This window comes from Brevibacterium sp. ACRRH (assembly GCF_022346365.1).
GTDB classification, from domain to species: Bacteria; Actinomycetota; Actinomycetes; order Actinomycetales; family Brevibacteriaceae; genus Brevibacterium; species Brevibacterium paucivorans.
The window spans coordinates 46,446-70,760 of record NZ_JAKRMN010000009.1; the positions used below are offsets into that span (position 1 = coordinate 46,446).

General features: G+C 59.6%; 20 protein-coding genes, 1 tRNA gene and 1 other RNA gene. 11 read left to right on the plus strand and 11 right to left on the minus strand.

Annotation, left to right across the window (positions count from 1 at the left end):
* The first annotated feature begins 4 nt into the window (after positions 1–4).
* From ffs to MHX53_RS09525, 3 genes are all read left to right on the plus strand, one after another.
* Positions 5–100: signal recognition particle sRNA small type (gene ffs / locus MHX53_RS09515), an RNA gene on the plus strand.
* 107 nt (positions 101–207) lie between these two features.
* Positions 208–1,707 carry an Ig-like domain-containing protein gene (locus tag MHX53_RS09520; protein WP_239272472.1) on the plus strand — a complete coding sequence of 500 codons (1,500 nt, stop codon included), beginning with the start codon at positions 208–210 and terminating at the stop codon, positions 1,705–1,707.
* A 97-nt stretch (positions 1,708–1,804) separates the two neighbouring features.
* The gene (locus MHX53_RS09525) at positions 1,805–3,049 is read left to right on the plus strand and encodes an amino acid permease (RefSeq protein ID WP_239272473.1); all 1,245 of its coding nucleotides are present in this window, start codon (positions 1,805–1,807) and stop codon (positions 3,047–3,049) included.
* A 4-nt stretch (positions 3,050–3,053) separates the two neighbouring features.
* On the opposite strand, the gene MHX53_RS09530 is transcribed toward MHX53_RS09525, so the two are convergent.
* Positions 3,054–4,319 carry an MFS transporter gene (locus tag MHX53_RS09530; protein ID WP_239272475.1) on the minus strand — a complete coding sequence of 422 codons (1,266 nt, stop codon included), beginning with the start codon at positions 4,317–4,319 and terminating at the stop codon, positions 3,054–3,056.
* Positions 4,320–4,341: 22 nt separating this feature from the next.
* Here MHX53_RS09530 and MHX53_RS09535 point away from each other — a divergent pair, with 22 nt between their 5' ends.
* Together MHX53_RS09535 and MHX53_RS09540 are read left to right on the plus strand one after the other, a co-directional pair.
* On the plus strand, positions 4,342–6,453 hold the full coding sequence (locus MHX53_RS09535) for a M3 family metallopeptidase (RefSeq protein WP_239272477.1): 2,112 nt from the start codon (positions 4,342–4,344) through the stop codon (positions 6,451–6,453).
* Position 6,454: 1 nt separating this feature from the next.
* Positions 6,455–7,303: an SGNH/GDSL hydrolase family protein gene (locus MHX53_RS09540; RefSeq protein ID WP_239272479.1), complete on the plus strand. Its 849-nt coding sequence runs from the start codon at positions 6,455–6,457 to the stop codon at positions 7,301–7,303.
* Here MHX53_RS09540 and MHX53_RS09545 read toward each other — a convergent pair.
* Complete coding sequence (locus MHX53_RS09545) at positions 7,269–8,687, minus strand: FAD-linked oxidase C-terminal domain-containing protein (RefSeq protein ID WP_239272481.1); 1,419 nt, start codon at positions 8,685–8,687, stop codon at positions 7,269–7,271. The genes MHX53_RS09540 and MHX53_RS09545 overlap by 35 nt on opposite strands.
* The gene (locus MHX53_RS09550) at positions 8,684–9,787 is read right to left on the minus strand and encodes a histidinol-phosphate transaminase (protein WP_239272483.1); all 1,104 of its coding nucleotides are present in this window, start codon (positions 9,785–9,787) and stop codon (positions 8,684–8,686) included. Before MHX53_RS09550 ends, MHX53_RS09545 begins: the two co-directional genes overlap by 4 nt.
* A 77-nt stretch (positions 9,788–9,864) precedes the next feature.
* Between MHX53_RS09550 and MHX53_RS09555 the strand changes: the two genes are divergently transcribed.
* Positions 9,865–10,872, plus strand: a complete 1,008-nt coding sequence (locus tag MHX53_RS09555) for an alpha/beta hydrolase (RefSeq protein WP_239272485.1) — start codon at positions 9,865–9,867, stop codon at positions 10,870–10,872.
* Positions 10,873–10,999: 127 nt separating this feature from the next.
* Positions 11,000–12,541: an AMP-binding protein gene (locus tag MHX53_RS09560; RefSeq protein WP_343212367.1), complete on the plus strand. Its 1,542-nt coding sequence runs from the start codon at positions 11,000–11,002 to the stop codon at positions 12,539–12,541.
* Positions 12,542–12,598: 57 nt separating this feature from the next.
* Here the strand turns inward: MHX53_RS09560 and MHX53_RS09565 are convergent.
* The 3 genes from MHX53_RS09565 to MHX53_RS09575 all read right to left on the minus strand — a co-directional run bounded on the left by MHX53_RS09565 (position 12,599) and on the right by MHX53_RS09575 (position 13,744).
* Positions 12,599–12,686 (minus strand) — tRNA-Ser (locus MHX53_RS09565).
* A gap of 43 nt (positions 12,687–12,729) precedes the next feature.
* Positions 12,730–13,188 (minus strand): tRNA adenosine(34) deaminase TadA, encoded by a 459-nt coding sequence (gene tadA, locus MHX53_RS09570; protein ID WP_275433736.1) that lies wholly within the window; start codon positions 13,186–13,188, stop codon positions 12,730–12,732.
* Between the two features lie 16 nt (positions 13,189–13,204).
* Complete coding sequence (locus MHX53_RS09575) at positions 13,205–13,744, minus strand: tRNA adenosine deaminase-associated protein (RefSeq protein WP_102239589.1); 540 nt, start codon at positions 13,742–13,744, stop codon at positions 13,205–13,207.
* 85 nt (positions 13,745–13,829) lie between these two features.
* On the opposite strand from MHX53_RS09575, the gene upp reads away from it, so the two are divergent.
* The 3 genes from upp (at position 13,830) to MHX53_RS09590 (ending at position 16,411) form a co-directional block, all read left to right on the plus strand.
* On the plus strand, positions 13,830–14,465 hold the full coding sequence (upp, locus tag MHX53_RS09580) for a uracil phosphoribosyltransferase (RefSeq protein ID WP_204515390.1): 636 nt from the start codon (positions 13,830–13,832) through the stop codon (positions 14,463–14,465).
* 148 nt (positions 14,466–14,613) lie between these two features.
* On the plus strand, positions 14,614–15,393 hold the full coding sequence (locus tag MHX53_RS09585; RefSeq protein WP_239272489.1) for a winged helix-turn-helix domain-containing protein: 780 nt from the start codon (positions 14,614–14,616) through the stop codon (positions 15,391–15,393).
* Positions 15,394–15,505: 112 nt separating this feature from the next.
* Positions 15,506–16,411 carry an endonuclease/exonuclease/phosphatase family protein gene (locus tag MHX53_RS09590; protein WP_239272491.1) on the plus strand — a complete coding sequence of 302 codons (906 nt, stop codon included), beginning with the start codon at positions 15,506–15,508 and terminating at the stop codon, positions 16,409–16,411.
* A gap of 19 nt (positions 16,412–16,430) precedes the next feature.
* Here the strand turns inward: MHX53_RS09590 and MHX53_RS09595 are convergent, their stop codons facing one another.
* The 3 genes from MHX53_RS09595 to MHX53_RS09605 all read right to left on the minus strand — a co-directional run bounded on the left by MHX53_RS09595 (position 16,431) and on the right by MHX53_RS09605 (position 20,899).
* A complete protein-coding gene (locus tag MHX53_RS09595) occupies positions 16,431–17,633 on the minus strand; it encodes a MarP family serine protease (protein WP_239272493.1) in 1,203 nt (400 codons plus the stop codon).
* Positions 17,634–17,635: 2 nt separating this feature from the next.
* Complete coding sequence (locus MHX53_RS09600) at positions 17,636–19,246, minus strand: PrsW family intramembrane metalloprotease (RefSeq protein ID WP_239272495.1); 1,611 nt, start codon at positions 19,244–19,246, stop codon at positions 17,636–17,638.
* A gap of 162 nt (positions 19,247–19,408) precedes the next feature.
* Positions 19,409–20,899 (minus strand): malate:quinone oxidoreductase, encoded by a 1,491-nt coding sequence (locus MHX53_RS09605; protein WP_239272497.1) that lies wholly within the window; start codon positions 20,897–20,899, stop codon positions 19,409–19,411.
* A 182-nt stretch (positions 20,900–21,081) separates the two neighbouring features.
* On the opposite strand from MHX53_RS09605, the gene MHX53_RS09610 reads away from it, so the two are divergent.
* On the plus strand, positions 21,082–21,849 hold the full coding sequence (locus tag MHX53_RS09610) for a nuclear transport factor 2 family protein (protein WP_102239583.1): 768 nt from the start codon (positions 21,082–21,084) through the stop codon (positions 21,847–21,849).
* Between the two features lie 103 nt (positions 21,850–21,952).
* On the opposite strand, the gene MHX53_RS09615 is transcribed toward MHX53_RS09610, so the two are convergent.
* Together MHX53_RS09615 and MHX53_RS09620 are read right to left on the minus strand one after the other, a co-directional pair.
* The gene (locus MHX53_RS09615; RefSeq protein WP_239272499.1) at positions 21,953–23,335 is read right to left on the minus strand and encodes an NAD-dependent succinate-semialdehyde dehydrogenase; all 1,383 of its coding nucleotides are present in this window, start codon (positions 23,333–23,335) and stop codon (positions 21,953–21,955) included.
* Positions 23,336–23,477: 142 nt separating this feature from the next.
* Entirely contained in the window at positions 23,478–23,912 is a 435-nt protein-coding gene (locus MHX53_RS09620) for a hypothetical protein (RefSeq protein WP_239272500.1), read from the minus strand.
* Positions 23,913–24,315: the final 403 nt, after the last annotated feature.

Below are 24,315 nucleotides of genomic sequence, written 5' to 3' on the forward strand. Positions count from 1 at the left end.
TATCGGTGGCCCTTCGTGTGGCGTTTATCCTGCGAATCCCCCAGGACCGGAAGGTAGCAAGGGTAAGGAGGCTCTGGCGGGTGCACGGAGGGTCCTTCCTATAAACACGAAATGTTTCCTGATGCATTCCGGTATGCTTATATCTCACGCCCTCCTAAATTCGAAGGGCAGTCGAATTTTCAACAGCTCTACCGAAGGTTCAAGCTCGTGTTTCGTCGTCTTCTCGTCTCGTCGACTATCGCTCTGAGTCTCGTGGCCGCTTTTGCTTGTTCCGTAAGCGCGCCCGGTGGCAACAACTCTGCTCCAAAAGAGAAGGAACCCGACCCAGAACCGGTTGTCAGCGTAGTTTCCGAGGCCGCTCCTGGCGAGAAGCTCCAGCTCTCTGTCGACAAGGGCGAGTTCGTCTCTGTTGAGCTCACCGATGACGACCACAAAGAAATCCCAGTAGACGCTGGCACCTTTGAAACCACCTCGGCATCCGCGGACCCATCCGACCCCGCGACCGACTCTGCATCCGACCCCGCGACCGACAACGCAGACAGCGACGAAGACGCCGACGACAGCGCAGAAGCCGGTGGCAACATCGGCGCTAACTCACAGGACAGCGAAAACTCAGAAGACGAAGCAGCTGAGGAAACAGATCAACCAGAGGACACCTCGGCGACTGACGAACCTGCGGACGACGCAACCGACGAATCCAGCGACGACCCGTCAGCTGACCCCGACTCCACCGACGACCCACAGGACGGCGCACAAGGTGGCGCGGCCGACAACAACCCCAAGGGCACGTCGTGGGAGTCCAACTTCACGCTCGCAGGCTCCTCGTCCTACACGTGGAAAGCCACAACCGTCTCACCCGACGGCAAGACCCACGAATCCACCGGAACCGTGGACACTCCTGAACCTAACGGCGAAGGTGCACGCATGCGTACCCTTCTCGACGACGACATGAAAGTGGGCGTGGGCGCTCCCATCATCTTCAACTTCGCGCACAAGATCCCCAAGGAATACCGCCCGGGCATCGAAAGCCGCCTGAGCGTGGAAGTCACCGACAAGGACGACAAGCCACGCAAGGTCGAAGGCTCGTGGGCATGGTTGCCAGACGACGACGGGCACTCCCGCATCCACTACCGCCCCAAAGAGTTCTGGCCAGAACACTCCAAGATTCACGTCGACGCACCTGTGAAAGACGTGCCGTTCTCCGACGACACTTTTGGCGCGAAGGACATGACGCTGGACTTCGAAATCGACCGCGAGCAGATCACCGTGGCCGACGCCAAGAAGCACCGCCTCACCGTGAAACGCTCCGGTAAGACCGTCATGGACTTCCCTGCATCGCTGGGGGCTGCACGCTCCCCGTCGTACAACGGCATGCACATCGTGATGTCCAAGTCCCGCAACTACACCATGAAGTCCGAACGCTGGGGCTACTCCACCCCCGTCACCCACGCCGTCCGCATCCACAACAACGGTGAGTTCATCCACGCGGCTCCATGGTCAGTAGGTTCGCAGGGACGGGCAAATGTGTCCCACGGATGTGTCAACCTGTCTACGGCTAACGCCACGGAATATTTCAACTCCGCACTCTTTGGCGATCCGGTTGAAGTGACCGGCTCCCGCGTTTCCCTGACCACCAGCTCTGGGGACATCAAGGACTGGGTGTACACGTGGGAAGAGTGGCAGAAGATGAGCTCCATCAAGAAGTAGCGGGCATGGGGCCAGCCCCGCGCAAGCAGGCACCCCAACTCCGCCATGACACCAGGTCACCTGGTGTTTGCCTTGGCCTGGTACCTACACAGTCATGATGTCTTCTCTTAAGCGTTCGCTCACTTTAAGCGACGCGATCATGATTGGCCTAGGTTCCATGCTGGGTGCCGGCATTTTCGTCGCCGTGGCCCCCGCTACTGCTCACGCCGGGTCAGGCATCTACATCGCCCTGGGACTGGCCGCTCTGGTGGCCTTGTGCAACGCCACGTCCTCGGGTCAACTGGCCGCCCAGTACCCGGTCGCGGGCGGCACGTACGCATACGGGCGGGCACAGCTGGGCCCGGCGTGGGGGCTTACGGCCGGGTGGGCATTCCTGTTAGGGAAGACCGCTTCAGCCGCCGCGATGGCCATGACGTTCGCGCACTACGCTCTGCCTGGCGCTCCCCCGCTCGTCCTGTCCTGTGCGGCGGCGCTCGCGTTGATCGCGCTCACCACCGTCAACATCCTGGGTGTGTCTAAAACGGCGACTGCCACCAAGGTCATTGTGCTGATCGTGCTGGCCGGGCTTGCGCTGTTCGTGGCTACGTCGTGGTTGGGCACCCCCGCCGAGGTCGCCACCCCTTCCGCCGCCTACTTACCTTCCGCTCCGTTGGGTATCTTGCAGGGTGCAGGCATCTTGTTTTTTGCGTTTGCTGGCTATGCCCGTGTAGCGACCTTGGGTGAAGAGGTAACCAACCCCACCCGCACAATCCCTCGAGCCATCATGTGGGCACTGGGCCTGACGTTGGTCGTGTACGTTGTCATCACGTTCACGTTGACCCACATGTTGGATCAGGAAACCCTCGCGCAGTCCACCGCCCCGATTTTTGATGCCGTGCAGGTGCCGTGGATGGAACTGGTTGTCCAGGTCGTTGCGGCTCTGGCTTGTCTGGGCGCCTTGTTGGGGCTCATGGCCGGTTTGGGCCGCACGTGTTTGGCGATGGCTCGGGACTCGCGCCACTTCACGTTTTTCGCCCATGTGAGCGAGCGCTACTCCACCCCTGCCCGCGCCGAAATCTTGTTCTGCGTCCTGGCCATCATTCTGGTCTTTTCGGTCGACGTAACACGGGCCGTTGGCTTCTCGTCTACGGGCGTGTTGCTCTACTACGCGATCGCCAACTTGGCCGCGTTCACGCAGGACCGCGAACACCGCATGTACCCCAAAGCCCTCCAGGTTCTGGGTGTGGTGTTGTGCGTTGCGATCGGGTTCACCGTTTCGCTGCCCGGCCTGCTCCTGGGCGCAGGCGCGGCTGTGGTGATCGCAGGGGTGGCGTTGGTTTCCAACCGCCGAGGTCGTTCGTAGTTGGTTATTTTTGGACCGTCCGAGTGTCGGCGGGTGCGACTGGTGTGCGTTTGAGAATGAGCGCAAGGATCAGAAGCAGGGCCATCTGGCTTCCGATGATCGCGGTGACACCACCCCATCCGGCGTGTGTCCAAGCAAGTGGCGTGAGGTTCCCGGTCACGGACGAACCCAGGTAGAAGCACACCATGTAAATGGAGGCGGCCTGTGCGGGCACGCCTACCGATCGGCTTGCCCGGCCAGCGACCCAGGACGCCGCGATGGAGTGCCCTGTGAAGAAACCGATTGCAAGAATCGCCAGGCCCGCGACGATGCATACCACGTTGGGGATCATCATGAGCGCGACACCTACTAGCCCAATGAGCGGGCCAAAGGACATGACCGCGCGAAGTGACGTGCGGTCAGCGATTTTGCCGGCTATCGCCGATGCCCACCCGGCCAACGGGTACACAAAGTAGATGAGCCCAATGAGCCCAATCGGAATGAAATACGGATCGCCTTCTAGGCGGAAACCCATCACGTTGAGCGCACCAATGAACGAGCCCACACCCAAGTACCCCACGACGAAAAGCCCCAGCAGAACAGGGTCGGTGAACGCCCGCCCAAATTTCTTCACCAGAACGCTAAACGAGTCGCGGTGTTGCACGAACCCTTGCGCCGGTGGCAACAAGAAAAAGCACGCAAGTCCCGCCAAAAGCCCCACAAGTGACGCAGTGAACATGGCTGAGTGCGACTTATCTAGACCCAGAATCCCTTCGATCCCTAACCAGTCGAACACCTCGATCGTGGTGGACGGGATAATGCGGGCTCCCAAACCACCCAAGGTGTTTCCAAAAATGTGCACCCCAATGACTGAGGACACGATCGACGGGTGGATCTCTTCACGCAAGTACACGGTGGCAGTCGCGGGCAGCCCCGCAAGGATGAACCCCATCACGAACCTGGCCACCAAGAACAGGTTCCAATCCGAGATGAAAACCACCCCAGCGGCCATGACGCCAGCGACAATGACAGACCAGCGAATTAAACGACCTCGGCCGATCCGTTCACTAATAGGCACCGCAACCAGCAGCCCTAACCCGACCCCAGCAGTGGCAATGGACACCGACATCGCGGCCTCAGATGGGGTAATTCCGTAGTCGCGTGTGAGGTCCGGCAAGATTGCTTGGGTATTGTAGAGCAGTGTAAAGGTAGCGAGACCGGCTAGCATGATCCCGGCCTTGATTCGTCGAGTGCGTGGATCGCCTGCGCCAGTACCCATGTATTCGCTCACCCTTTCACCATAGACCTCGACAGTGCAGGAGAAAGTTTTGGGTGCCGAAGACCTCCATCCCGGCTACGTCCCAGAAGCAGAATCACCTAATCATCTGTGGGACTTTGTGAGCCAGCCGGAACCCTTGACGCTACCGGATTTTGACCGCATCACCCCTGAACTCGTCATGGATGCTCTGGCCAGGGCCATCACGTTCCAGGAACAGTCCATTGACGCGGTCCTGGAAAACTCTGAGCCGGCAGACTTCAACAACACCACTCTGGCGATCGACGCGGCCCGTAGCTTGGTGTTCCGTTTGCAGCCATTTATTCGCTTGTACGAATCAAGCTTGTGGTCCGACGCCGTGGAGTCCATGGCAACAGACGCGGCCGCTGTGCTTACCCGCGCGGAACTTGACGTGTTCCTCAACGCTGAGCTTTTCGCCCGTCTAGAAAGCGTCAGCACCGCCGCCCTAAACCCAGAAGACGCCCGTCACCACGACCTCATGGTCGCCGACTTCGCCCATGCTGGTGCCCGCCTTACCGAAGACAACCAAGAGCGCGTCGCGGCGTTCGCGGAAGAAATTTCGGCGCTGGAAACAGAATTCGGCCAGTGCGTGCTGGCAGAAACCCAGGAGTCGGCCGTCCACATTCCACACGGGTCAGAGCTGTCGCTTCAAGGCTTGTCTGACGCGAAACTGGGCACTGTCGAATCCCACGCGGCTCAGCGTGGTCTCACGGGGGCACTCATCACCCTGGAGTCAACAACGCAACAGCCCATCACCTCGGACTTGGACGACCCGGAAACCCGCACAGCGGTGTTCCACGCCTCCACCAACCGAGGCGCGCGCGGAACTGAAACCGACACCCGCGGGGTGGTCTCCGACCTCACGGCACTGCGCGCTGGCCTGGCGGGCCTCATGGGATACAAGTCGTACAAGGACTACGTGATTTCCCAACAGGACGCAGGCAACGGCGAAAACGCGACCGCGCTGGTCGTGGACTTGCTGGAACCAGCGCTCGCGCAGCTCGAATCCGAGCTGGACACGATCCGCACCACCTACCAGCCCCAGCGCTTGGAAGCTGAGGACGTCGCGTACTACCTGAAGCGGTACAAGCAGGATACGTACCAGCTGGGTTCGGTCGCTGAGTACTTCGATCTGTGGAAGGTGTTCAACGACGGCGTGCTGTTTGCGGCAAGTCAGCTGTACGGTGTGCGTTTTGAGCGCACGGATGAAACCGCCTGGCATCCCGAGGTGGTTGTGTACCGCGCGTTCGACGGCGACCGCCCGTTAGGCGTTATCTGCGTGGATCCGTTTGCGCGTTCGTCAAAGCGTGGCGGGGCGTGGATGGACCAGTTGGTGTCCCCGGGCCGAGTTTCCGGCTTGGGCCCAGTCATCAGCCTCACCATGAACATTCCCAAACCAGCCGCCGGCGAACCTGCCCTGCTCAGCCTGGACAATGTGCGCACGCTGTTCCACGAATTCGGGCACGTGCTACACGGGCTGTTCGCTAACTCGACGTACGAAACCCGCTCAGGCACCTCGGTGCCCAGGGACTACGTGGAGTTCCCGTCCCAGCTCAACGAAATGTGGGCGTTCCACCCGCAGGTGCTCCCCCACTATGCCGTCCACGTTCACACGGGCGAGCCGATTCCTGACGAACTCGTTGAGCGCATCAAGAAGTCCCAGGTTTTTGGGCAGGGTTTCGCCACGGTTGAGTACCTCGCGGCGGCCCTTCTGGACCTCAGCTGGCACTCGTTGGAACCTGGTGAGCAGGTGGAGTCGGTGCTCGACTTCGAAAGCGACGTGCTCTCAGGCACCGGTTTCAACCCGCTGGTGCCACCTCGGTATCGCACGCCGTACTTCCAGCACACGTTCGCGTTGGGATATTCTGCCGGCTACTACTCGTACTTGTGGTCGGAGAAGCTCGCCGCGTATGTCACCGAATGGTTCAACTCCCAGGGCGGGCTCAATCCTGACGCGGGTGACGCTTTCCGCACCGCGGTTTTGGCTCCTGGGTACTCGACAGACCCGGGCGAAACGATCGTAGATTTCTTTGGCGAGCAGCCGGGTGTGGGGCCACTGTTGCGGCGTCGAGGTTTGCCAGACAACCAGCCCGAGGTGGATGGTGACTTGGTAGAGGGTGCAACCTGACGTGGGTGCCGGGAAATCGGTGTTGAAGGCCGGTTTAAAGGCCGCCACGGCTGTGGGTGGTGTGACCCTGGGTCTGGGGGCCGGTTACGGAATCGCGGTTGTGCGTGTGCGTATCCAATCGGCGTTGTTCCCAAAGTTCTGGGCTGAGTCTGCACGCACGCAGCTTGAGCTGGACGAATCCTTGCAGGAGCTTCCGCCGCTGACGGTCAACGTTCTGGGTGATTCGGCGGCGAGCGGCGTGGGTGCGTCCAAACCCGAGCGCGCATATGTGGGCCTTTTGAAACAGCGGCTGGAAGAAGAGACCGGTCGTAGAGTTTCCGTCACGAACATATCTGTTCCCGGGGCCAGTTCCTGGCTACTCATGGAAAAGCAACTGCCGCTCTTGGACGACCTGCCTCAAGCCGACATCACCATGTGCGTTATTGGGGCTAATGACTTGATCGACCCGGCCTACACGCTTGAGGGGTTCGAGTGGACGGCAACGCGCCTGTACAAGCGCCTTCCTGCCGGCACCGTCGTGTCAACGATCCCCAGTTTTGGCCTTCCGTGGCTTGAGCCGAAAGTGCGTGCCGCCAACGCGATCATCGAACGTGAGGCACGCCTGTACGACTTGGAACTGGCGGATCTGTTTTCGACCACCCACGAATTAGGGCTGTGGCGCTACCTGCTGTACACGGGTGGCGACATTTTCCACCCGTCAGAGCGTGGGTACGTGGCATGGGCCTCTGCCCTGTGGCCGGCCGTGCGCCGAGCCGCAAAGCGCGCGCTTGCACAGGAAGCGTGCGAGACTGAAAAGGCCCAAGAAGCCCCGGCCCCTAGCCCAAGTGCGAAAGCATCTTCCCAGGACTGAAGATCCCCTGCGGGTCCAGCGCCTGTTTGATCGCCACGTGCATCTTTTGCGCTGACGGCGACAGTTCGCGTGCCAACCACTCAGCCTTCAGAACTCCCACGCCGTGTTCCCCGGTGATGGTTCCGCCCAGGTCCAAGCCAGCCTGCATGATCATGCCAAACGCTTCTTTCGCGTGCCGGGTCGAAACTGGGTCGCTGGCGTCAAAAATGACGTTGGGGTGCATGTTTCCGTCACCCGCGTGACCGCACGCGATCACCAGAATGTCGGGGAACTTCTGTGCAATTTGAGCTTGGCGTTCAAAGAACTCAGCAAGGCGACCCCGCGGAACGCACACATCGTCGACCAGCTCGCCACCACCTCGGGAGTGGGCCAACTTTTCGTTCGCAGGGGCGACCGCGCGGCGTGCGGCGACCAAGGATTCGGAGTCGCGTGGGTCATCCGAGTACATCACGTCTGTTGCGCCGTTATCTTGCGCCACCTGTTGGAACAGTTCCAGGTCTTCCTGAGCGCGCGTCATGGAGCCCGAACCGTCCGACTGCACGATCAGCATGGCGCCCGCACCGCTTGGCAACCCGAAGTTCTGGTACGCGTTGACCGCTTCGATGGTGCCACCGTCCATGTACTCCAGTAGCGACGGGGTGGCGCCCTTGCCCAAGTAATCGGTGACCGTGCGGGCGGCGTGGACGGGATCGGAAAACAGCGCCACGGAGCTGAGCGGGTCGGCCAGTTTGGGCACGGTACGCAGCGTGACTTCGACGATCACGCCCAGCGTGCCTTCCGAACCGATGAACAGCTGCGCGAGATCGAACCCGGCGACACCTTTTGCCGTGTTCCGCCCCACCGTGGTGACTTCACCGTCTGCGGTCACCACCTTGAGGCTGCGCACAAAGTCCCTGGTCACACCGTATTTCACACAGCACATACCGCCCGCGTTGGTGGCCACGTTCCCGCCAATAGTGGAAATCGCCACAGAGCCGGGGTCTGGTGGGTACGACAGGTTGAACTCGGCTAGGTGCTTCTTCAGATCCAGGTTGATCACGCCCGGTTCCACCGTCACGGTGCCGTCCAGCGTGTTCACTTCCAGGATCCGGTTCATTTTGGCAACGCTTAACAGGATGCACCCGTCGAGCGCGTTGATACCTCCCGAAAGCCCAGTACGTGCGCCTGAAGGAATGATGGGGATCGCGTGTTTGGCTGCGAACCGCACCGTGGCCTGCACGTCTTCAACACACGTGGCACGCACTAACGCGAGCGCGCTCCCCACAGGTGAGAAAAGCGCGCGGTCACTGGAGTGGGCTGCGATGACGTCAGTGTCCGTGACCAGCGCGTTGGGGCTTAGTTCGGTTGCGAGTTCGTTGAGGTCTGGCAGTCCGGGGGTGCTCATGAGTCCTGGCCCGAGGTCGTCTCCCCGTTGGCGTGTCCGCGGGCAACCATTTCGCCGGCTACATGGGCGACACGATCCATCGCTTCTTCTTCGCCGATGCTCACACGCACTCCCCCGGTGAGTTGGCGAACAGCCACACCCACCTCGCGAGATGCGAGTTCAAACTCTTCTGCTTTGTCTTCAAGAGGGAGCCACAGGAACCCGCCTTGGGACTCAGCCACCGGGACACCGATTTCCCGCAACCGCGCCTGCATGTCGTCACGAATCCGGGCAACTTCCTTTGCCCGCACATCCACATCCGAGGCCAAACGCAAGGACGCAGAAGCAGCGGCCTGCGCGACTCGCGACACACTAAACGGCAGGATTGCGGTGCGCATAGCACTGATGACATCGGGGTGGGCGACTGCCCATCCCACGCGCAGACCCGCCATACCGTGGGCCTTCGAGAACGTGCGCACGACCACCAAGTTGGGGTGCGACGGCAGCGCGTCCATTCCGTCGAAACCACCTTCGACCATGTACTCGAAGTACGCCTGGTCCAGGGCCACCAGAACGTCGCGGGGAACCTTGGCCATGAACTCTTCGAATTCCTCGCGCTCCACCGGGCCACCGGTGGGGTTGTTGGGGCTGCACAGGATCACTAGGCGGGTGCGGTCGTTAATGGCGTCTGCCATCGCGCCGAGGTCGTGCCCCAAGTCATCGCGCAACGGCACCTTGACCGGGGTGGCCCCTTCGAGCAACGTCAGTGGCACATACATTTCGAACGACGGCCAGGGGAAAACCACCTCGGTACCGGGTTCTGCAGTGATGTGTACCAACGCAGCCAGGATCTCAGAGGCACCGGCCCCAAAGACCAGCTGGTTCGTCTCAACACTCAGGTGCTGCGCCATCTCTTCAGTGAGATCGAAAACACCTGGGTCGCCATAGAGGTTCATAGTCTCCAAGGACTTCGCGGCCGCTTCGACAACAGCGGGAAGCGGGCTCATGAAGTGTTCATTGGATGACAGTTTGTACGCCTTCTGTCCAGCCACGGGAGCAGCAGGCTTGCCGGGCACATACGCGGGGGTGTCAGCGACTGCTGACCGTACTCGAAACTCCATACGACCATAGTAAACACCGTGGCAAGTACGTTCCCAGAACCCTGTTGCGTAGTTGTCTCACCTGGCACAATAGGGGCATGAGCCCCAACCCACCTACGCAGTCGCAGTGGCTGCCGGACATTCTTGGCCCAGGGTTCGAATCCCTGCCCCTGGAACTGCCCAGCGGGGACCGGGCAACCCTGGTGAGGTATCTGCCCCAGGTTGATAGAAACCCCTCCCGAGGTGTCCCCCACCTGGACGGCGCCCATCCCGTGGAGCTGCACAACACTGCCGTCCTCTATATTCACGGGTGGTCCGACTACTTCTATCACCGTGACTTGGCCCGGTTTTGGGCGCACATGGGCGCCAATTTCTACGCCGTGGACTTGCGAAACTACGGCAGGAACCTGGACCTCTCCAACCCCGAACGAACTCCGGGACTCATTGACGACCTCGGGGCGTATGACGAAGAAATTTCCGCCTGCCTGAACGTGATCGCAGAGCTTCACCCCCACTGCCGAGTGATAATGAGCGCACACTCGACGGGCGGGCTCACGGCCGCGCTGTGGGCCGCGGACAACCCTGGGCGAGTCGCGGGCCTGGTGCTGAACTCGCCGTGGTTGGAGTTTCAATACTCCGCCAGTGTGCGCAAACTTTTAGGGCCACTCATAGCGGCGAGGAATCCGGTGAGCCCGCTTCGTATTGCCCTACCTAACTACTACGTGTTGGCGGTTGCGCAAGCCCACGGGGATACCCCGTTCGATCTTCGGCTCAAACCACCCGAGTCGTTCCCCGTGTATCCGCAGTTCCTCCGGGCGGTGTTTGATGGGCACAAGCGGGTCGAACGGGGGCTTGGGCTGGACGTGCCCGTGCTGGTGCAGATGTCACGAGCCTCCTTGCGTTCCGTGAACTACGCGCCACAAATGGCGCACGCCGATGTTGTGCTCGACGTGGACATCCTGGCCAAACGGGCTCTTGACCTTGCCGACACCGTTGTTGTGGACCGTGTTCCAGGCGCCATGCATGACGTGTATTTGTCTGAAGAGAGCGTTCGCGACCAGGCGTTTAAGCGCATCGTGCAGTTTGTCCACGGCTACCTGGGCTAAGCGAAAGTGCGGAAGCTGATGAGTTAGAAGCACCCAAAATGTGGCTTAGGTTACCCTGCACGCAGGCGGAAAAATCCCCAGCGCTATGGTGAAAACAACAGGGAAACCCTACCCCCAGGAGGCACGAGTGAAATCGGATCAGCTCGTTCAAGAATGGCTCGAAACCTACGCTGCAGAAGACGCAAATGCTTCGTATCTTCTGTGCGACCGTCACGACCCACAGGCCACGGCTTTCACGTTCATTGCTCACGACGGCAGCGTGTCCAAGCTGACCTACGGTGAACTGTCGGACAGGTCTAAGCGACTTGCCACGGCGCTCAAGGACAAGGGTGTTGAGAAGGACGAGCGCGTGGGTGTCCTGCTCACCAAGTGCCCCGAAATGCCCATCACGCTGCTAGCGCTGGCACGGCTTGGAGCCGTGTACGTTCCGCTGTTCACAGCGTTTGCCACCGGCGCGATCAAGGTGCGCATGGAGGGTGCTAACAGCAAACTCGTCATCACCGAACCGTCGCAAGAAGACAAGGTGAAGCCTCTCGACTGGCTCAACGTCATCACGATTGGTGAGGACTACGACCGCATGCAAACCGAGCCTGAACCGTTAGAGGACTCGGTGGCGCTGGGTGGCGAGGGGACGCTGGTACAGCTGTTCACCTCGGGCACCACCGGCAACCCCAAAGGGGTTGCAGTCCCGGTACGCGCGCTCGCCAGCTTCCACTGCTACATGCACTACTCCCTGGACGTTCGCCCCGAAGACGTGTTCTGGAACGCAGCCGACCCAGGCTGGGCGTACGGCTTGTACTACGGAGTGCTGGGGCCGCTGGTCATTGGCCTGCCCAACCTCATGCAGCAGGAGAAGTTCTCTGCCGAATCAACGTTGCAGCTCATGCGCGACCAGGGCGTGACCAACTACGCGTCCGCGCCAACCGTGTACCGCACGCTTTCTAAGTCTGGGCTGGAAACCGGGTTCACGTTGCGCCGGGCATCTTCCGCGGGTGAACCGCTCACGGTCGACGTGATCGACTGGGCTAAAGAACAGCTGGGCACCGAAGTCTACGACCAGTACGGCCAGACCGAACTGGGCATGGTGATCTGCAACCAGTGGAACGACGATGTACGCGAAGAACTCAAACCCGGATCCATGGGTAAACCGATTGCGGGGTACCAGGCTGACATTCTGAACGGCCAAATCGTCATCAACGTCCCTAACAGTCCGCTCCTGTGGTTCACTGGCTACCACGACGACCCGCTGAAATCGGCTGAGCGTTTCAGCGAAGACGGCACGTGGTACCTGACCGGTGACGCGGGGTATAAAGACGACGACGGTAGCTTCTTTTTCGAAGGCCGCGATGACGACGTGATTCTTATGGCCGGTTACCGCATTGGGCCATTCGACGTGGAGTCCGTGCTGATCACGCACCCTGACGTGGTTGATGTTGGGGTTGTGGGTAAGCCCGACCGGGATGGCGTCCGAGGTGAACTCGCAGAAGCGTATGTGGTGTTGCGTGACGGCGTTGAGGCCACCCCTGAACTGGCCGAAGAGCTCAAGCGCTTGGTCAAGGAGGGGTACTCCGCTCACGCGTACCCACGCAAGGTTCACTTTGTGGATGAGCTGCCTAAGACGCCAAGTGGCAAACTGCGTCGCGGGGAGTTGCGCAAGCGCGAAGACTGAGGGCGAAACACGAAATCGCGCGACACTGAACAATCTGTGTCGCGCGATTTTCCGACGCGGTAGCGGTGGGATTTGAACCCACGGTAGGGGGTTGCCCTACACAACATTTCGAGTGTTGCACCTTCGGCCGCTCGGACACGCTACCGCGGAATACTTTATTGTGAGCGCTGCATTCAAGTCAAACCCGCTCACCTGCGAGTAGCGAAGAATTCCTCCAACACGTGAGCAGTTTCATCTGCCATGACACCTGCATACACCTGGGGCCGGTGCAAGGAACCGCGGTCACGTGGCAGATCCCACTGGGACCCGCAAGCCCCCGCTTTTTCGTCAAACGCACCAAAAACAATCGCGTCCACGCGCGCACCTACCGCTGCGCCCGCACACATTGCGCACGGTTCAAGAGTGACCACCAGGGTCGCGCCATCCAACCGCCACCTCCCCAACCGGGCAGCCGCAGCGCGCAGAGCTACGACCTCGGCGTGGGCGGTGGGGTCCCCGTCAGCTTCACGACGATTCCTCCCCAGCCCCACAACTTCACCGTCCACCACAACAACAGCACCAACCGGAACATCGCCGCTGGCGGCACATGCGCGGGCTTCGTCTAGCGCGATCTGCATCCACGTGCGGTGGTCAGACCGACTCTGCAGGGGGCTCACCAGGGTCTTAGCGGGCCGCCTCAAGGGCTTCGTCGAAGCCCACGATTTCACCTACGTGTGCGACGATTCGGGCTGGGTCCGCAGAGTGCTTTTCGCACTGGTCCAGCAGGTCGCTAGCACTGACCCCGAGGTCGTCGAAAATGTCCGAGTCACCACCCCACGTGGAGTCCTCGTCAGGGAACATGGCGGACTCGGCTTCGTCATCGTCACTGGGCTCTTCGTAGTCATCGTCAAAGTCGTCGCCGTCTTCAAGCTCATACTCATCAAGAGGCGAGTCCAGGTAGTCCTCGAAGAGATCGGCATATGGGCTGGCCTGCGCGGCTTCGATGTCAGAAATAAACACTTTGATGTTGTCGACTTCGGTGAGGCGCACAATGGCGAACCATTCGTCTTCGCGTTCGACAATCGCGACAACTTCGCAGTCCTCACCTGCAACAGAACGGAGGGTTTCGGCCAGTTCGTCCAGGTCTGACCATTCTTCAACGTCGATATCTACGGGGCGGTATTCGTCGCCTGCCTGAGCAACGGCTGCAGTGAAATATGACATACCCCAATTGTTACCCATGATTCTGCTTGGCGCACCCCCGCGAGTGACGCGAATTACGCAATGCATATAAGGCATAATTTTTGACATGGAACTTCATGTTGCCGACCACCCCCTGATTGCCCACAAGCTCACTGTTCTGCGCGACGAACGAACCGATTCCGCACGTTTTCGTCAGCTCACCGACGAACTCGTCACGCTCCTCGCATACGAAGCGACCCGCAACATTCGCGTGACGGACAAGCATATCCGCACACCCGTTCAAGAAACTGTGGGTGTCGAGCTGGCCACCCCACGCCCACTGGTCGTGCCAATTCTGCGCGCTGGGCTGGGGATGCTCGACGGCATGATGCGCATGATCCCCACGGCAGAAGTGGGGTTCCTTGGCATGGTGCGCAACGACGAAACCCTCGAAGTGACTACGTACGCGGAACGACTGCCCAGCGACCTGAAGAACCGTCAGGTGTACGTTGTCGACCCCATGCTGGCCACTGGAAACACGCTGATCATGGCCATTGAGTACTTGTTGGAACGCGGGGTGTCCGAGGTGACAGCAGTGTGCCTGGTATCGGCACCTGAGGGAGTGAAGGCTGTCAGCGACCGCTTTGAGGGACGCGCAAACATCTCAATTCACACCGCCGCATATGACGAGGGCCTGAACGACGACGCATACATCGTTCCAGGGCTGGGCGACGCCGGCGACCGCTTGTACGGCGTCGTGTAACCACACCCGCAGCCAACACGCTCAGGGCGCGCGCCAGACCTACCCTGCACCACCTCGGGATGTCACACAGTGTCATAATTCTTCATACATTCGCCATTTATGACATGGTGAATGAGCCTCGGATCCTCGTATGAAGAACAATTACGATATGACACAGCAACGGAACAGCGGACCACTCCCCCAGCGTCGTCCCTCATCAGCAAGCGCAGCGCACCCTCGAAGCGCCGTTGCGATGCGCCGCCAGGGGTCACGCCTTGCACCGGTCGACGCCGAACAGGCACCCCGCACGTTCGGCCCTGCTGGCGTCACTCAAACCCCTCACGCTGCCCGAGGCATCGCCATTTACATCGGCCTGGACGAAGAAAAGGCCGCACAGGACGGAACCAACCTCACCCAGATCGCGCAGGCCCTCCAGGACTACGCAAAGGAGCTCGCTTCCCAGGCTGAGACCTCGGCGGTCATTGCGTTGGCCCCTGAAGGCCGAGGTCGTGACCTGGAAGCGGTGCGCGCCGCCTTGAGTGGGTCCCCAGCGGCGACTGGCGGAACGGCCGGTCGGCACGGGCCCCTTCGTACGCGTATCCCATCCCGCATCCAGCCCCCAGCCACGCGCGAGGACTTGGGTCTGCGCGTCGACATTCCCCGTCGCGAGATCTACGTGGACGGCGAGCCGCAGAAGATCACGGCTAAAGAGTTCGACCTGTTGGCAACCTTGGTGAGCCACCCAGGTGAGTCGCTGTCGCGCGAGGAACTCATCGAGAAGGTGTGGGCTGGCCAGGACACCGACGAACGCACTGTTGACGTACACATCCGCCGCCTGCGGAACCGTCTGGGCCCTTACTCCGGCGTGGTGCGGACCCTCCGAGGTGTGGGTTACCGATTCGACGAGCACCCGGATGTTTCCGTGTGGCTCGCAACAGCAGTGAAGTAATCGTCAGCGAGGTGCGAGTGCCGAGCGCCTGTTGTTGCGCCGGCCAACCTTTATAAACCCTGCAAAAGTTCTTATAACCGCGGTCAGAGTGTGGCCGTAGAGTTGAAGGGCAATGCGCAAAGGGACTGTTGTTTTTCTCATCGGGGCGGGGCTCACGGCCCTGCTTCTGCTCCACCATCTAATTCCCACCACCCGTGGGCTCGCTTTGGTGGTGGAAAGCGTGCTCCCGTGGACGGGAGCTTTGATCGTCATACTTCTGATCGTGGGGCTCATCAGGTTCTCTGTGTGGTCGATCATTGGTGTGGTGGTTCCAGCGCTTGTGTGGGGGCAGATGTTTGGCGCGTACCTTAAGCCTTCCAGCGAGCCCGAACACACAGACATTGTTGTTGCTACCCAAAACGTGGGCGCGCGCTTGCCAGAGCCGTCAGCGACAGCGCTACGCATTATTGAACGCAAACCCGACATCGTGACGCTCCAGGAGATCGAGTCGCTTTCCGGCAAGATCATTCGAGAACAGATGGACAAGAACTTCAAGCACAACACAGTGAGTGACACCGTGGGCCTGTGGTCCAAGTGGCCCATCAAGGACACCGAAGAAATCGATTTGGGCTTGTCCTGGCCACGCGCGTTCGCCGCCACGGTTGAAACGGACCACGGGAGCGTGCGCGTGTATTCGGTTCACATGCCGTCGGTGCGCCCAGGTCGGGAGTCGTTACGTAACGCTGCCCTCCAGACGGTGGCGCAAAAAGTGTCGGAGGACCCGGCCCAAAGGGTTATTGTTGCTGGCGATTTCAACTCAACCAGCACTGACCGCTACTTTGCTGACCTCAACAATTCGCTCACCGATACGCGGCGCGCAACCGGTGGAGGTTTCGGATTTACGTGGCCGGCCACGTTCCCGGTGGCGCGCCTTGACCACATCATGGTCCGTGGCATGGACCCAGTGTCGGACACGGTTTTGCCACGCGGGACGTCAGATCACCGAGCAATCGTTGCGGGCATCAACCTGAGCAAATAACCCGCCGGGCCAGAAGCCATCAACCTTTCCCCTTCACCAAGGGGCATTTCCCTGACGGGACGGGCTTTTCCGCATCGCGCCCGTCACGCAGAACAGATTCGACCTCGCCAATTGTCAGCGCGTAGCCCGTCTCTTTGTCGTTCAGTGAGGTAGCAAAAACCATTCCCACGGCTTGCCCCTTGTCGTCCAACAGCGGGCCACCTGAGTTCCCTTGGCGAATGATCGCTCTAAGCGAGTAAACATTACGAGTCACTGTCTCGTCGTCGTAAATGTCTGTGCCGCGGGCCTTCAACGTTTCACGCGTGCGCGCCGGCGAGATCGTGTAGGCCCCGTTGCCAGGGAAACCAACAGCAACTGCGTCGGCACCCGCGTTGAGGTCTGCGCCGGTCTGCAACGGGGTCGCAACCAGACCAGGTGCCCGCAGAACAGCGACGTCACGTTTGGCATCAAACGCCACTAGTTCAGCGTCGAACACTTTCCCTTTTCCGTTCACCTGGACCGTAACCCCAGACGAACCCGCAACCACGTGAGCATTCGTCGCAACGTGTTCCGGCGCGAACACCCAACCAGTCCCGGACTGCAAGTTGTCACACGCGGTCTCTTCAGTTCTCACTTTGACAACAGATCCGCTAACGGACTTACCCACATCAATCATTTCAGGGTTGGGCTCACCGATCCCGCGGATACGCTCCGGTTGCCCCTTGAAAACCGTGGGGAACCCATAGTCCACAAGAGCCTTGTCCAGCGTGCCAACAACCACGTTCGGATCTGCCGGCATAATCCAGTCAGCGATTGCAACAATGCGTGATTCGGCCACAGCGCGGTTCAACTGCACAAATGGTGTCGTTCTAATCCACGTGGCCGCTAACCACACGCACAGCAAAAACGCGACGACGCCAACAAACGCGCCCAGCCCTGCATCTACCCATTTCCCAGGGGTCTTGTGCAAAGCACGCCGTAGCCACGTGCCAAGCCCACTTCCAACACCGGCGACCACAAAACCCACAATCAGCGGGGCCAGTGGAACAACCCAGGAGGGAACGACCTCGGCGTTGGAACTTTCATTCACCCAACCGATAACTGGACCTGCCAGAACCCGGCCCAGCACAAACCCGGCCACGAACCCGACAAGGGAACACAGCGAAACAACCAGACCTCGTCTCCACCCTCCGAAGGCCATCAAGATGCCCATGATGGCGAGGATGACGTCAGGCAGGTGCAATATCAGAAACTTCCGGGCTGACCGGAAGCGTGCATAAGTGCCGAACGCTCCTGCGTGAACTGATCCAGCAAGTAACGTTCACGTTCCTGCTCGCCAGTGCCACCAATTCCGCCAACAATACGCATACGCGTGGTTGCCAGGGCAGTAGACAATTTGATCATCTTCTTCATGTGTTGCTTACCCGACGGGTATCGGCCCGCCCAACGCTTACCAGCGCGACGGCCCTTCCACGTGCCAAGCATTTCCACCTCGGCGTGGGTGAGCCAACCAGCGTTTGCGTAGTCACCCAAGTTAGCGCGCGTCTGCTTAGTTTCGTTGAACTGCAGGAAGATCGCCAGAGCGAACCAGATCGAGGAAATCAGCAACGACGGAACGATGATAAAGATGATCGCCAGGATGAACGATGTGGGTCGCAGGAAAGTGGCCAAGCCATTCCACAGAGCGTGGAGCATCATTCCGGCGAGCAGACCAGGAATCCACATGAGGATGATCGCCCACCATTGCCCACGACGGGCCGCCAACCCAATTGTTACACCCGCGCACATGGTGAAGGTGGAGTGCAGGAGCGGTGACAGCAAACAACGCACAACGAACGTCATGATGAGGGCAACCGTACCTATGCCCTGCTGCGCACCTTCCGCGTACGACCTTGAAAGGTACAAAATGTTTTCGGTAAAGGCGAAGCCGGCCCCAGCTAGCGAACCGTATACCCAACCATCCAGAGGACCTTCAAAGTAGCGGCGGGCCGCCAGCGCAATCGCCACCAAGATCATGCCCTTGGTGGTTTCTTCAAAGATCGGTGCCATGACAACCGCGCCAATCGCACCGCTGTCGTCGGTAACACCTGCGCCCGCCATCACGACTTGTAGTGGGAACTGGAAAACCAGCGTCAGGATGATCGCGGCCACGCCACCCCACAGAACGCACAAGCCCATTGCGACTTTAGGCTGTGGCTTCCAGCGGTCAAACCACAACACCATTCCGATGATGAGGATCAGCGGGAAGAACGACAGGAACATCGCCACAAACGTCACGAGACCCGACGACAGAGTCATGAGCAAGAAAATGATGGCAAAGCCCAGCAGAAGCAGGCCACCCAAGGCTAGCGCGATGACCAAACGGACAATGTCGCCGGTGTCGCTGGGTTTTTCTACAACGCTTGGGGTGACGCTGATCGCCTGCGTGGTCCACGGGGCTTGCGCGGGTGCCCCCTGGTGGGTCTCAACGCGGTTTTGGATACGGAGAGCCTGCGTGTGTGAAGGTGCGAAGCGTCCTTCGTCGTATGTGCGTTGGTGTACCTGGTCCGAGGTGTGATCCTGGAACCCGTACTGGTGACCGCCGTACTGATTGAAGTTGGCCGGCTGCTGTTGCTGGCCGCCGGGGCTGAAGCGTTGGTTGTCAGCTGGCTGGCTACCGTACTGCTGACTACCGAATTGCTGGCCACCTGGCTGGTTACCGAACTGCTGGGCTGCCGGTTGCGAACCGTACTGCTGGCCACCGTATTGCTGGCCACCAGGCTGCGAGCCGTACTGCTGACCACCGGGTTGGTTGCCGAACGGCTGGTTACCGTTGCCCTGGTTTCCCTGACCGTAAGGATCGTACTGGTGCGACATTCATTTCCTTCACGTTGGTTGCTGACACAAGCATAAGTGCTTTCACCCAACAAGCCGTGAACTGGGAGGTAACAGGTCCGCTACTTCTTTTGCCAGAAGAACGCCGAGGTCGTAGCGGTAGTCGCTACGACCTCGGCGTGATCTGTAAGTAGGGCCTACAAATTAGTCATTGTCAGGTGACTGGATCTGCAGGGTGCGGGCGGTGTATTCGGACACCTCGTTGAGCAGGGTTTCGTCCTGGTGCAGTTTGCGACCCAGCGATGGAATCATCTGCTTGAGCTTAGCTTCCCAGCCGGTGTACTGCTGTGGGAAGCAACGATTGAGAAGTTCCACCATGATGGGTGTTGCGGTGGAAGCACCTGGGGATGCACCCAGCAGTGCGGCGAGTGAACCGTCGGCGGCTGCGACGGTTTCGGTACCGAAGCCCAGTACGCCACCCTTCTTGGGGTCACGCTTCATGACCTGAACGCGCTGACCTGCCACCAGCATCTCCCAGTCGTCACGGTTGATGTCTGGGGTGAAGTCAGCGAGAGCTGCAAAGCGTCCCTTCTTGGTTTCAGCCAGCTGAGTGACCAAGTACTTGACGAGGTCGAAGTTGTCCTTGGCCACGTTGAGCATGACGGGCAGGTTGTTGCCACGCACGCTGAATGGGAGGTCCAGAATCGATCCGCCCTTGAGGAACTTGGGGCTGAAGCCGGCGTAGGGGCCGAACATGAGGTACTTCTTGTCGCCAACCACGCGAGCGTCCAGGTGAGGAACCGACATGGGTGGAGCACCGACCGATGCCTGGCCGTAAACCTTAGCGTGGTGGCGTTCAACCAGGTCTGGGTTTGAGGTGCGCAGGAACAAACCGGAAACGGGGAATCCGCCGTAGCCGCGGGCCTCAGCAATTCCGGACTTCTGGAGTAGCGGAAGTGCTCCACCACCAGCACCAATGAAGACGAACTTGGCGTTAACGACGAAGGATTCTGCGCCGGTGTGGTCGTGAACGCTGACTTTCCAGCCGTCGGCGGTGCGTTCGAGGTCGGATACGGAGTGACCGGTGCGGATCTGCGCTCCGCGCGTGCCCATGTGAGTCAGGAGCTGACGGGTAAGCGACCCGAAGTCAACGTCGGTACCTTCCTTGATGCGTGAAAGACCGTTGACCTGCCCTGGGCCACGGTTTTCAAACATGAGGGGTAGCCACTCGGCCTGTTCAGCAGGGTCGTCGGTGAACTCCATGTCCCGGAACAGTGGGTTCTGCACAAGTGTTTCGCGACGGGCGCGGATGTAGTCACGTCCCTTTTCGCCACGGCCGTAGGACACGTGTGGAACTTGGTTGATGAAAGACGACGGGGTAGTCAGAACGCCTTCGTCTACCAGGTACGACCAGAACTGGCGTGACACGTGGAACTGTTCGTTAATGTTGACAGCCTTGGTGATGTCGATGTCACCGTTTGACTGCTGTGGCGTGTAGTTCAGCTCGCACAGAGCGGCGTGGCCGGTACCCGCGTTGTTCCATGGGTCTGAGCTTTCGCGCGCGACGTAGTCGAGGCGTTCGTAAACACGAATAGACCATTCGGGCTGGAGTTCGGCAAGCATTGTGCCCAAGGTGGCGCTCATGATGCCACCGCCGATCAGCACAACGTCGACGTTTTCTTTCGTGTAGGACATGTTTACCCTTCTCAAGCCGGGTGACCCTGTGTATAGGGCTTGCTTCCTCAACAAACTCTACTCCTTTAACGCCACGGGCTAAACACCGGCTCAGGTCTGAGGGTTCCGCCGCACATCTTCATGTGTTTACACTGCAAGAGCAAGCAGTTCACTCTGCACCGCTACGTGGAAGGACGTAAGTCATGGCAGACCATGGACAGTTCGTACTCGACACTCACACTCAACTGTTTCACCAGCACGACACGTCAGTTCTAGACACGGACTTCACGGACGATTTCGTGGAGCACTCACCACTTGTGGCCGGTGACCGTGCGGGGCTTAAGAAGCTTGTGGAGGATGCCGGTGAGGGCCTGAAATACGAAAACGCACGTGTGATTTCAGACGGTGACTTGGTTGCTTTGCACGGCAAGTTCACGGGACTTGATGAAAACGTTCTTGTGGGCTTCGACATTTACCGGGTGAAAGACGGCAAGATCGCTGAACACTGGGACAGTCTGGTTCCTGAAGCTGCCCCCAACGAATCAGGGCGCACGCAGCTAGACGGTCCAACTGACCCGGATACGTCTTCTGACACGGAAGCGAACCGCGCCCTGGTGGTCGAGTTCTTCGAAAAGACCCTGGTCGGTGGCGATTACTCCGGCTTTGAGACGTACAGCAAGGACGGGCGCTTTGACCAGCACAGCCCCGACATCGCCGACGGCGTCCCAGCCGTTATCGACTTCCTAGAGAAACTCCGCGACGCGGGCGAAGGTTTGGAGTATGACAAGATCCACCGCACGGTAGCCCAAGGAGACTTCGTACTCACACACTCTGAAGGCAGCATCGCCGGTGCTCGTCACGCGTACTGCGAACTGTGGCGCGTAGAAGACGGCGCGATCGTCGAACTGTGGGACGCAATTAGCGAGGTCCCAACCGACGACCAAGCTGTTCACAGTCACGGGGTTTTCTAACCCATTCCCGCACAAACCCAACGGGCCCGAGGTCGGAGCAACGACCTCGGGCCCGTTCTTCTATGCGCGGTGTTGGTTGGGGCGGCTGAACGCCGGGGCGCTGTTAGGCGCCTTCTTCGCCAACCCAGTACAGGCGCTTGTTGACGAATTCGTCCATACCAACTGGCCCCAGTTCACGTCCGTATCCAGAACGCTTCACACCACCGAACGGAATGCTTTCGCCTTCAGCGGCGTGGGTGTTGATCTTGGCCATACCAACTTCGAGCTGGGAACCGACCTTCTCTGCGCGTTCCTTGTCCTGCGAGAACACGGAACCACCCAGACCGAACTGCGAGTCGTTGGCGAGTTCGAGGGCTTCTTCGTCGCTGGAGACCTTGTACACCACGGCGATTGGGCCAAAGAACTCTTCGTAGTACACGTCGGAGCCGCGTGGGATGTCGGTGACGACAGCGGGGCTGATGTACGCGCCCTTGTCGGAGAGCTCACCGCCCACGCGAATGTTGCCGCCGGCCTTCTTGACGTCTTCCAGCTGTCCGGCCAGGCGCTCAGCGGCTGAGCGTGAGGACAGTGGCTGGAACACGGTTTCGTCGTCCGAGGTGTAGCTGCCTGGGGTCATTTTGGAGGCGAGTGCTTCGAGTTCGGCGACGAATTCGTCGTAGATGTCGTCCATGACGATCATGCGCTTGTTCGAGTCGCAGGCCTGACCGGTGTTGTACATGCGGGTAGCCCACGCGTTGGCTGCTGCTTCCTTGACGTTGTCGGTGTCGAGAATGATGTATGGGTCGGAGCCACCGAGTTCAAGCACGGCCTTCTTGAGTGCCTTACCGGCCTGCTCAGCGATGATGGCGCCCGCGCGCTCCGAACCCGTGAGGGAAACGCCTGCAACACGGTTGTCAGCGATCACGGTGGAAATCTGGTCGTGGGTTGCGTACAGGGTTTGGTACACGCCCTTTGGCACGCCGGCGTCGTCCATAATCTGCTGGATTGCGGCGGCTGACTTGGGGCAGATTTCAGCGTGCTTGAGCAGGATGGTGTTACCCAGCACCAGGTTAGGTCCGGCGAAGCGGGCGACCTGGTAGTAGGGGAAGTTCCACGGCATGATGCCCAGGATCGTTCCGATTGGGCGGTGTTCCAGGACCGCGTGTGCGCCGTCGACTTCGAGGTCAAGGTCGCCGGTGAGCTTTTCACCGTTGGTGGCAAAGTAACCAAAGATGGCGGAGCAGAATTCGGCTTCTTCAGCGCCTTCAGCCTTCCGCTTGCCCATTTCTTGGCCGATGATGTCGGCGAGTTCGTCTTTTCGCTCGTCGAACAGGGTGGCTACTTTAGCCACGATGTCAGCTCGTTCTGACATGGGGCGTGCCGACCATTCTTTATACGCGTCGTGCGCGAGGGCGAGAGCTTCTTCAACCTGTGCGTCGGTTGCGTTGTCGAAGGTCTCAACAACATCACTGGTTTCGGGGTTTTCTACGCGGTAACCGTTAGCCATCACATCTCCTTGAAGGTTGACTCGCATGTACGGTCAGGCTAACACCGCGGTTTAGCCGTGTGGAGGGGCTGAGCCTTGGTTCTGAGGCTTCTTTGAGTGGGGTGGTTTTCTGCGGGTCTGTGATACCACCACGCACAGGACGCTAGGCGTGCGATAGCTGTCGCTCTTGTATTTTTACTTCCTGCTGGTTGTAACTGTTGAAACTCGGCAACTTTACTCCGGCACCATCTTGACTAGCTAGATACTCCACGAACAGTCCCACCGGAGCGTCGAGTGAAGGGCGGTCGTCGCCAGTCATATCGTCTGCATTACGAGCGTCGATAGCGCAAACGCTTTGCACGGAGGTTATCAGCGTGACGTAATCACCCATGTCAATAAAAATGTTTGCGTTACCGCCAACATTTTCCACGCGCTTAAACAGGTGAAACAGCTTCTCCTCAGCAAGCGCGGTGACTACTTTGCTGTTGCCGTCGTTGCCTACGACTGGCAAATCCTTATCCGCCCACATCCCGAACGCTAACTGTTTATCAATTTCGTGGGTAAACTTTTTCAGTTTTTCAGCAGCCTTACTAGTCATCGCTTCCCTCCTCCCCTTGCATTATCATATCTGCGATCTTGTGTATCTCTTTTAAGGCTAGGGCCATCGCTGTCTCAACGTCCGTTGCTGAATTAAGCGTCAACAGATGCTTCGACGCCGGAGCATCATCACTGTAGTGGACATGGCAGGTTCCGTGTGCACAGTCTATTCGTGCGGTATTTTCCCACGCTTCCCAAGTCCTTTTCTGAATAATGAGTGCGAAGTCTACGGTGCTACCTTTATGCCGCCAAAACATTACGAGGAGTTGCAAGAGCCCTTCGTCACCAATGGGGCGCTCGTAGCGCCTTTCCGCACAGTCCTTCCTAGGTGGCGGCTGGTACGTGCCTCGAGTTTGGCTAATTTGCTCATCGGCTACTTTCTTGGCGCGTCGAAGGTCACGCTT

What these genes read in the sequence shown, in the direction of transcription:
- MHX53_RS09610 (WP_102239583.1), top strand. Translation starts at nt 21,082, where the DNA reads ATGGCAGACCATGGACAGTTCGTACTCGACACTCACACTCAACTGTTT.
- MHX53_RS09545 (WP_239272481.1), bottom strand. Translation starts at nt 8,687, where the DNA reads ATGAGCACCCCCGGACTGCCAGACCTCAACGAACTCGCAACCGAACTA.
- MHX53_RS09600 (WP_239272495.1), bottom strand. Translation starts at nt 19,246, where the DNA reads ATGTCGCACCAGTACGATCCTTACGGTCAGGGAAACCAGGGCAACGGT.
- MHX53_RS09555 (WP_239272485.1), top strand. Translation starts at nt 9,865, where the DNA reads ATGAGCCCCAACCCACCTACGCAGTCGCAGTGGCTGCCGGACATTCTT.
- MHX53_RS09590 (WP_239272491.1), top strand. Translation starts at nt 15,506, where the DNA reads ATGCGCAAAGGGACTGTTGTTTTTCTCATCGGGGCGGGGCTCACGGCC.
- MHX53_RS09585 (WP_239272489.1), top strand. Translation starts at nt 14,614, where the DNA reads ATGACACAGCAACGGAACAGCGGACCACTCCCCCAGCGTCGTCCCTCA.
- MHX53_RS09620 (WP_239272500.1), bottom strand. Translation starts at nt 23,912, where the DNA reads ATGACTAGTAAGGCTGCTGAAAAACTGAAAAAGTTTACCCACGAAATT.
- upp (WP_204515390.1), top strand. Translation starts at nt 13,830, where the DNA reads ATGGAACTTCATGTTGCCGACCACCCCCTGATTGCCCACAAGCTCACT.
- MHX53_RS09550 (WP_239272483.1), bottom strand. Translation starts at nt 9,787, where the DNA reads ATGGAGTTTCGAGTACGGTCAGCAGTCGCTGACACCCCCGCGTATGTG.
- MHX53_RS09615 (WP_239272499.1), bottom strand. Translation starts at nt 23,335, where the DNA reads ATGGCTAACGGTTACCGCGTAGAAAACCCCGAAACCAGTGATGTTGTT.
- MHX53_RS09605 (WP_239272497.1), bottom strand. Translation starts at nt 20,899, where the DNA reads ATGTCCTACACGAAAGAAAACGTCGACGTTGTGCTGATCGGCGGTGGC.
- MHX53_RS09525 (WP_239272473.1), top strand. Translation starts at nt 1,805, where the DNA reads ATGTCTTCTCTTAAGCGTTCGCTCACTTTAAGCGACGCGATCATGATT.
- MHX53_RS09575 (WP_102239589.1), bottom strand. Translation starts at nt 13,744, where the DNA reads ATGTCATATTTCACTGCAGCCGTTGCTCAGGCAGGCGACGAATACCGC.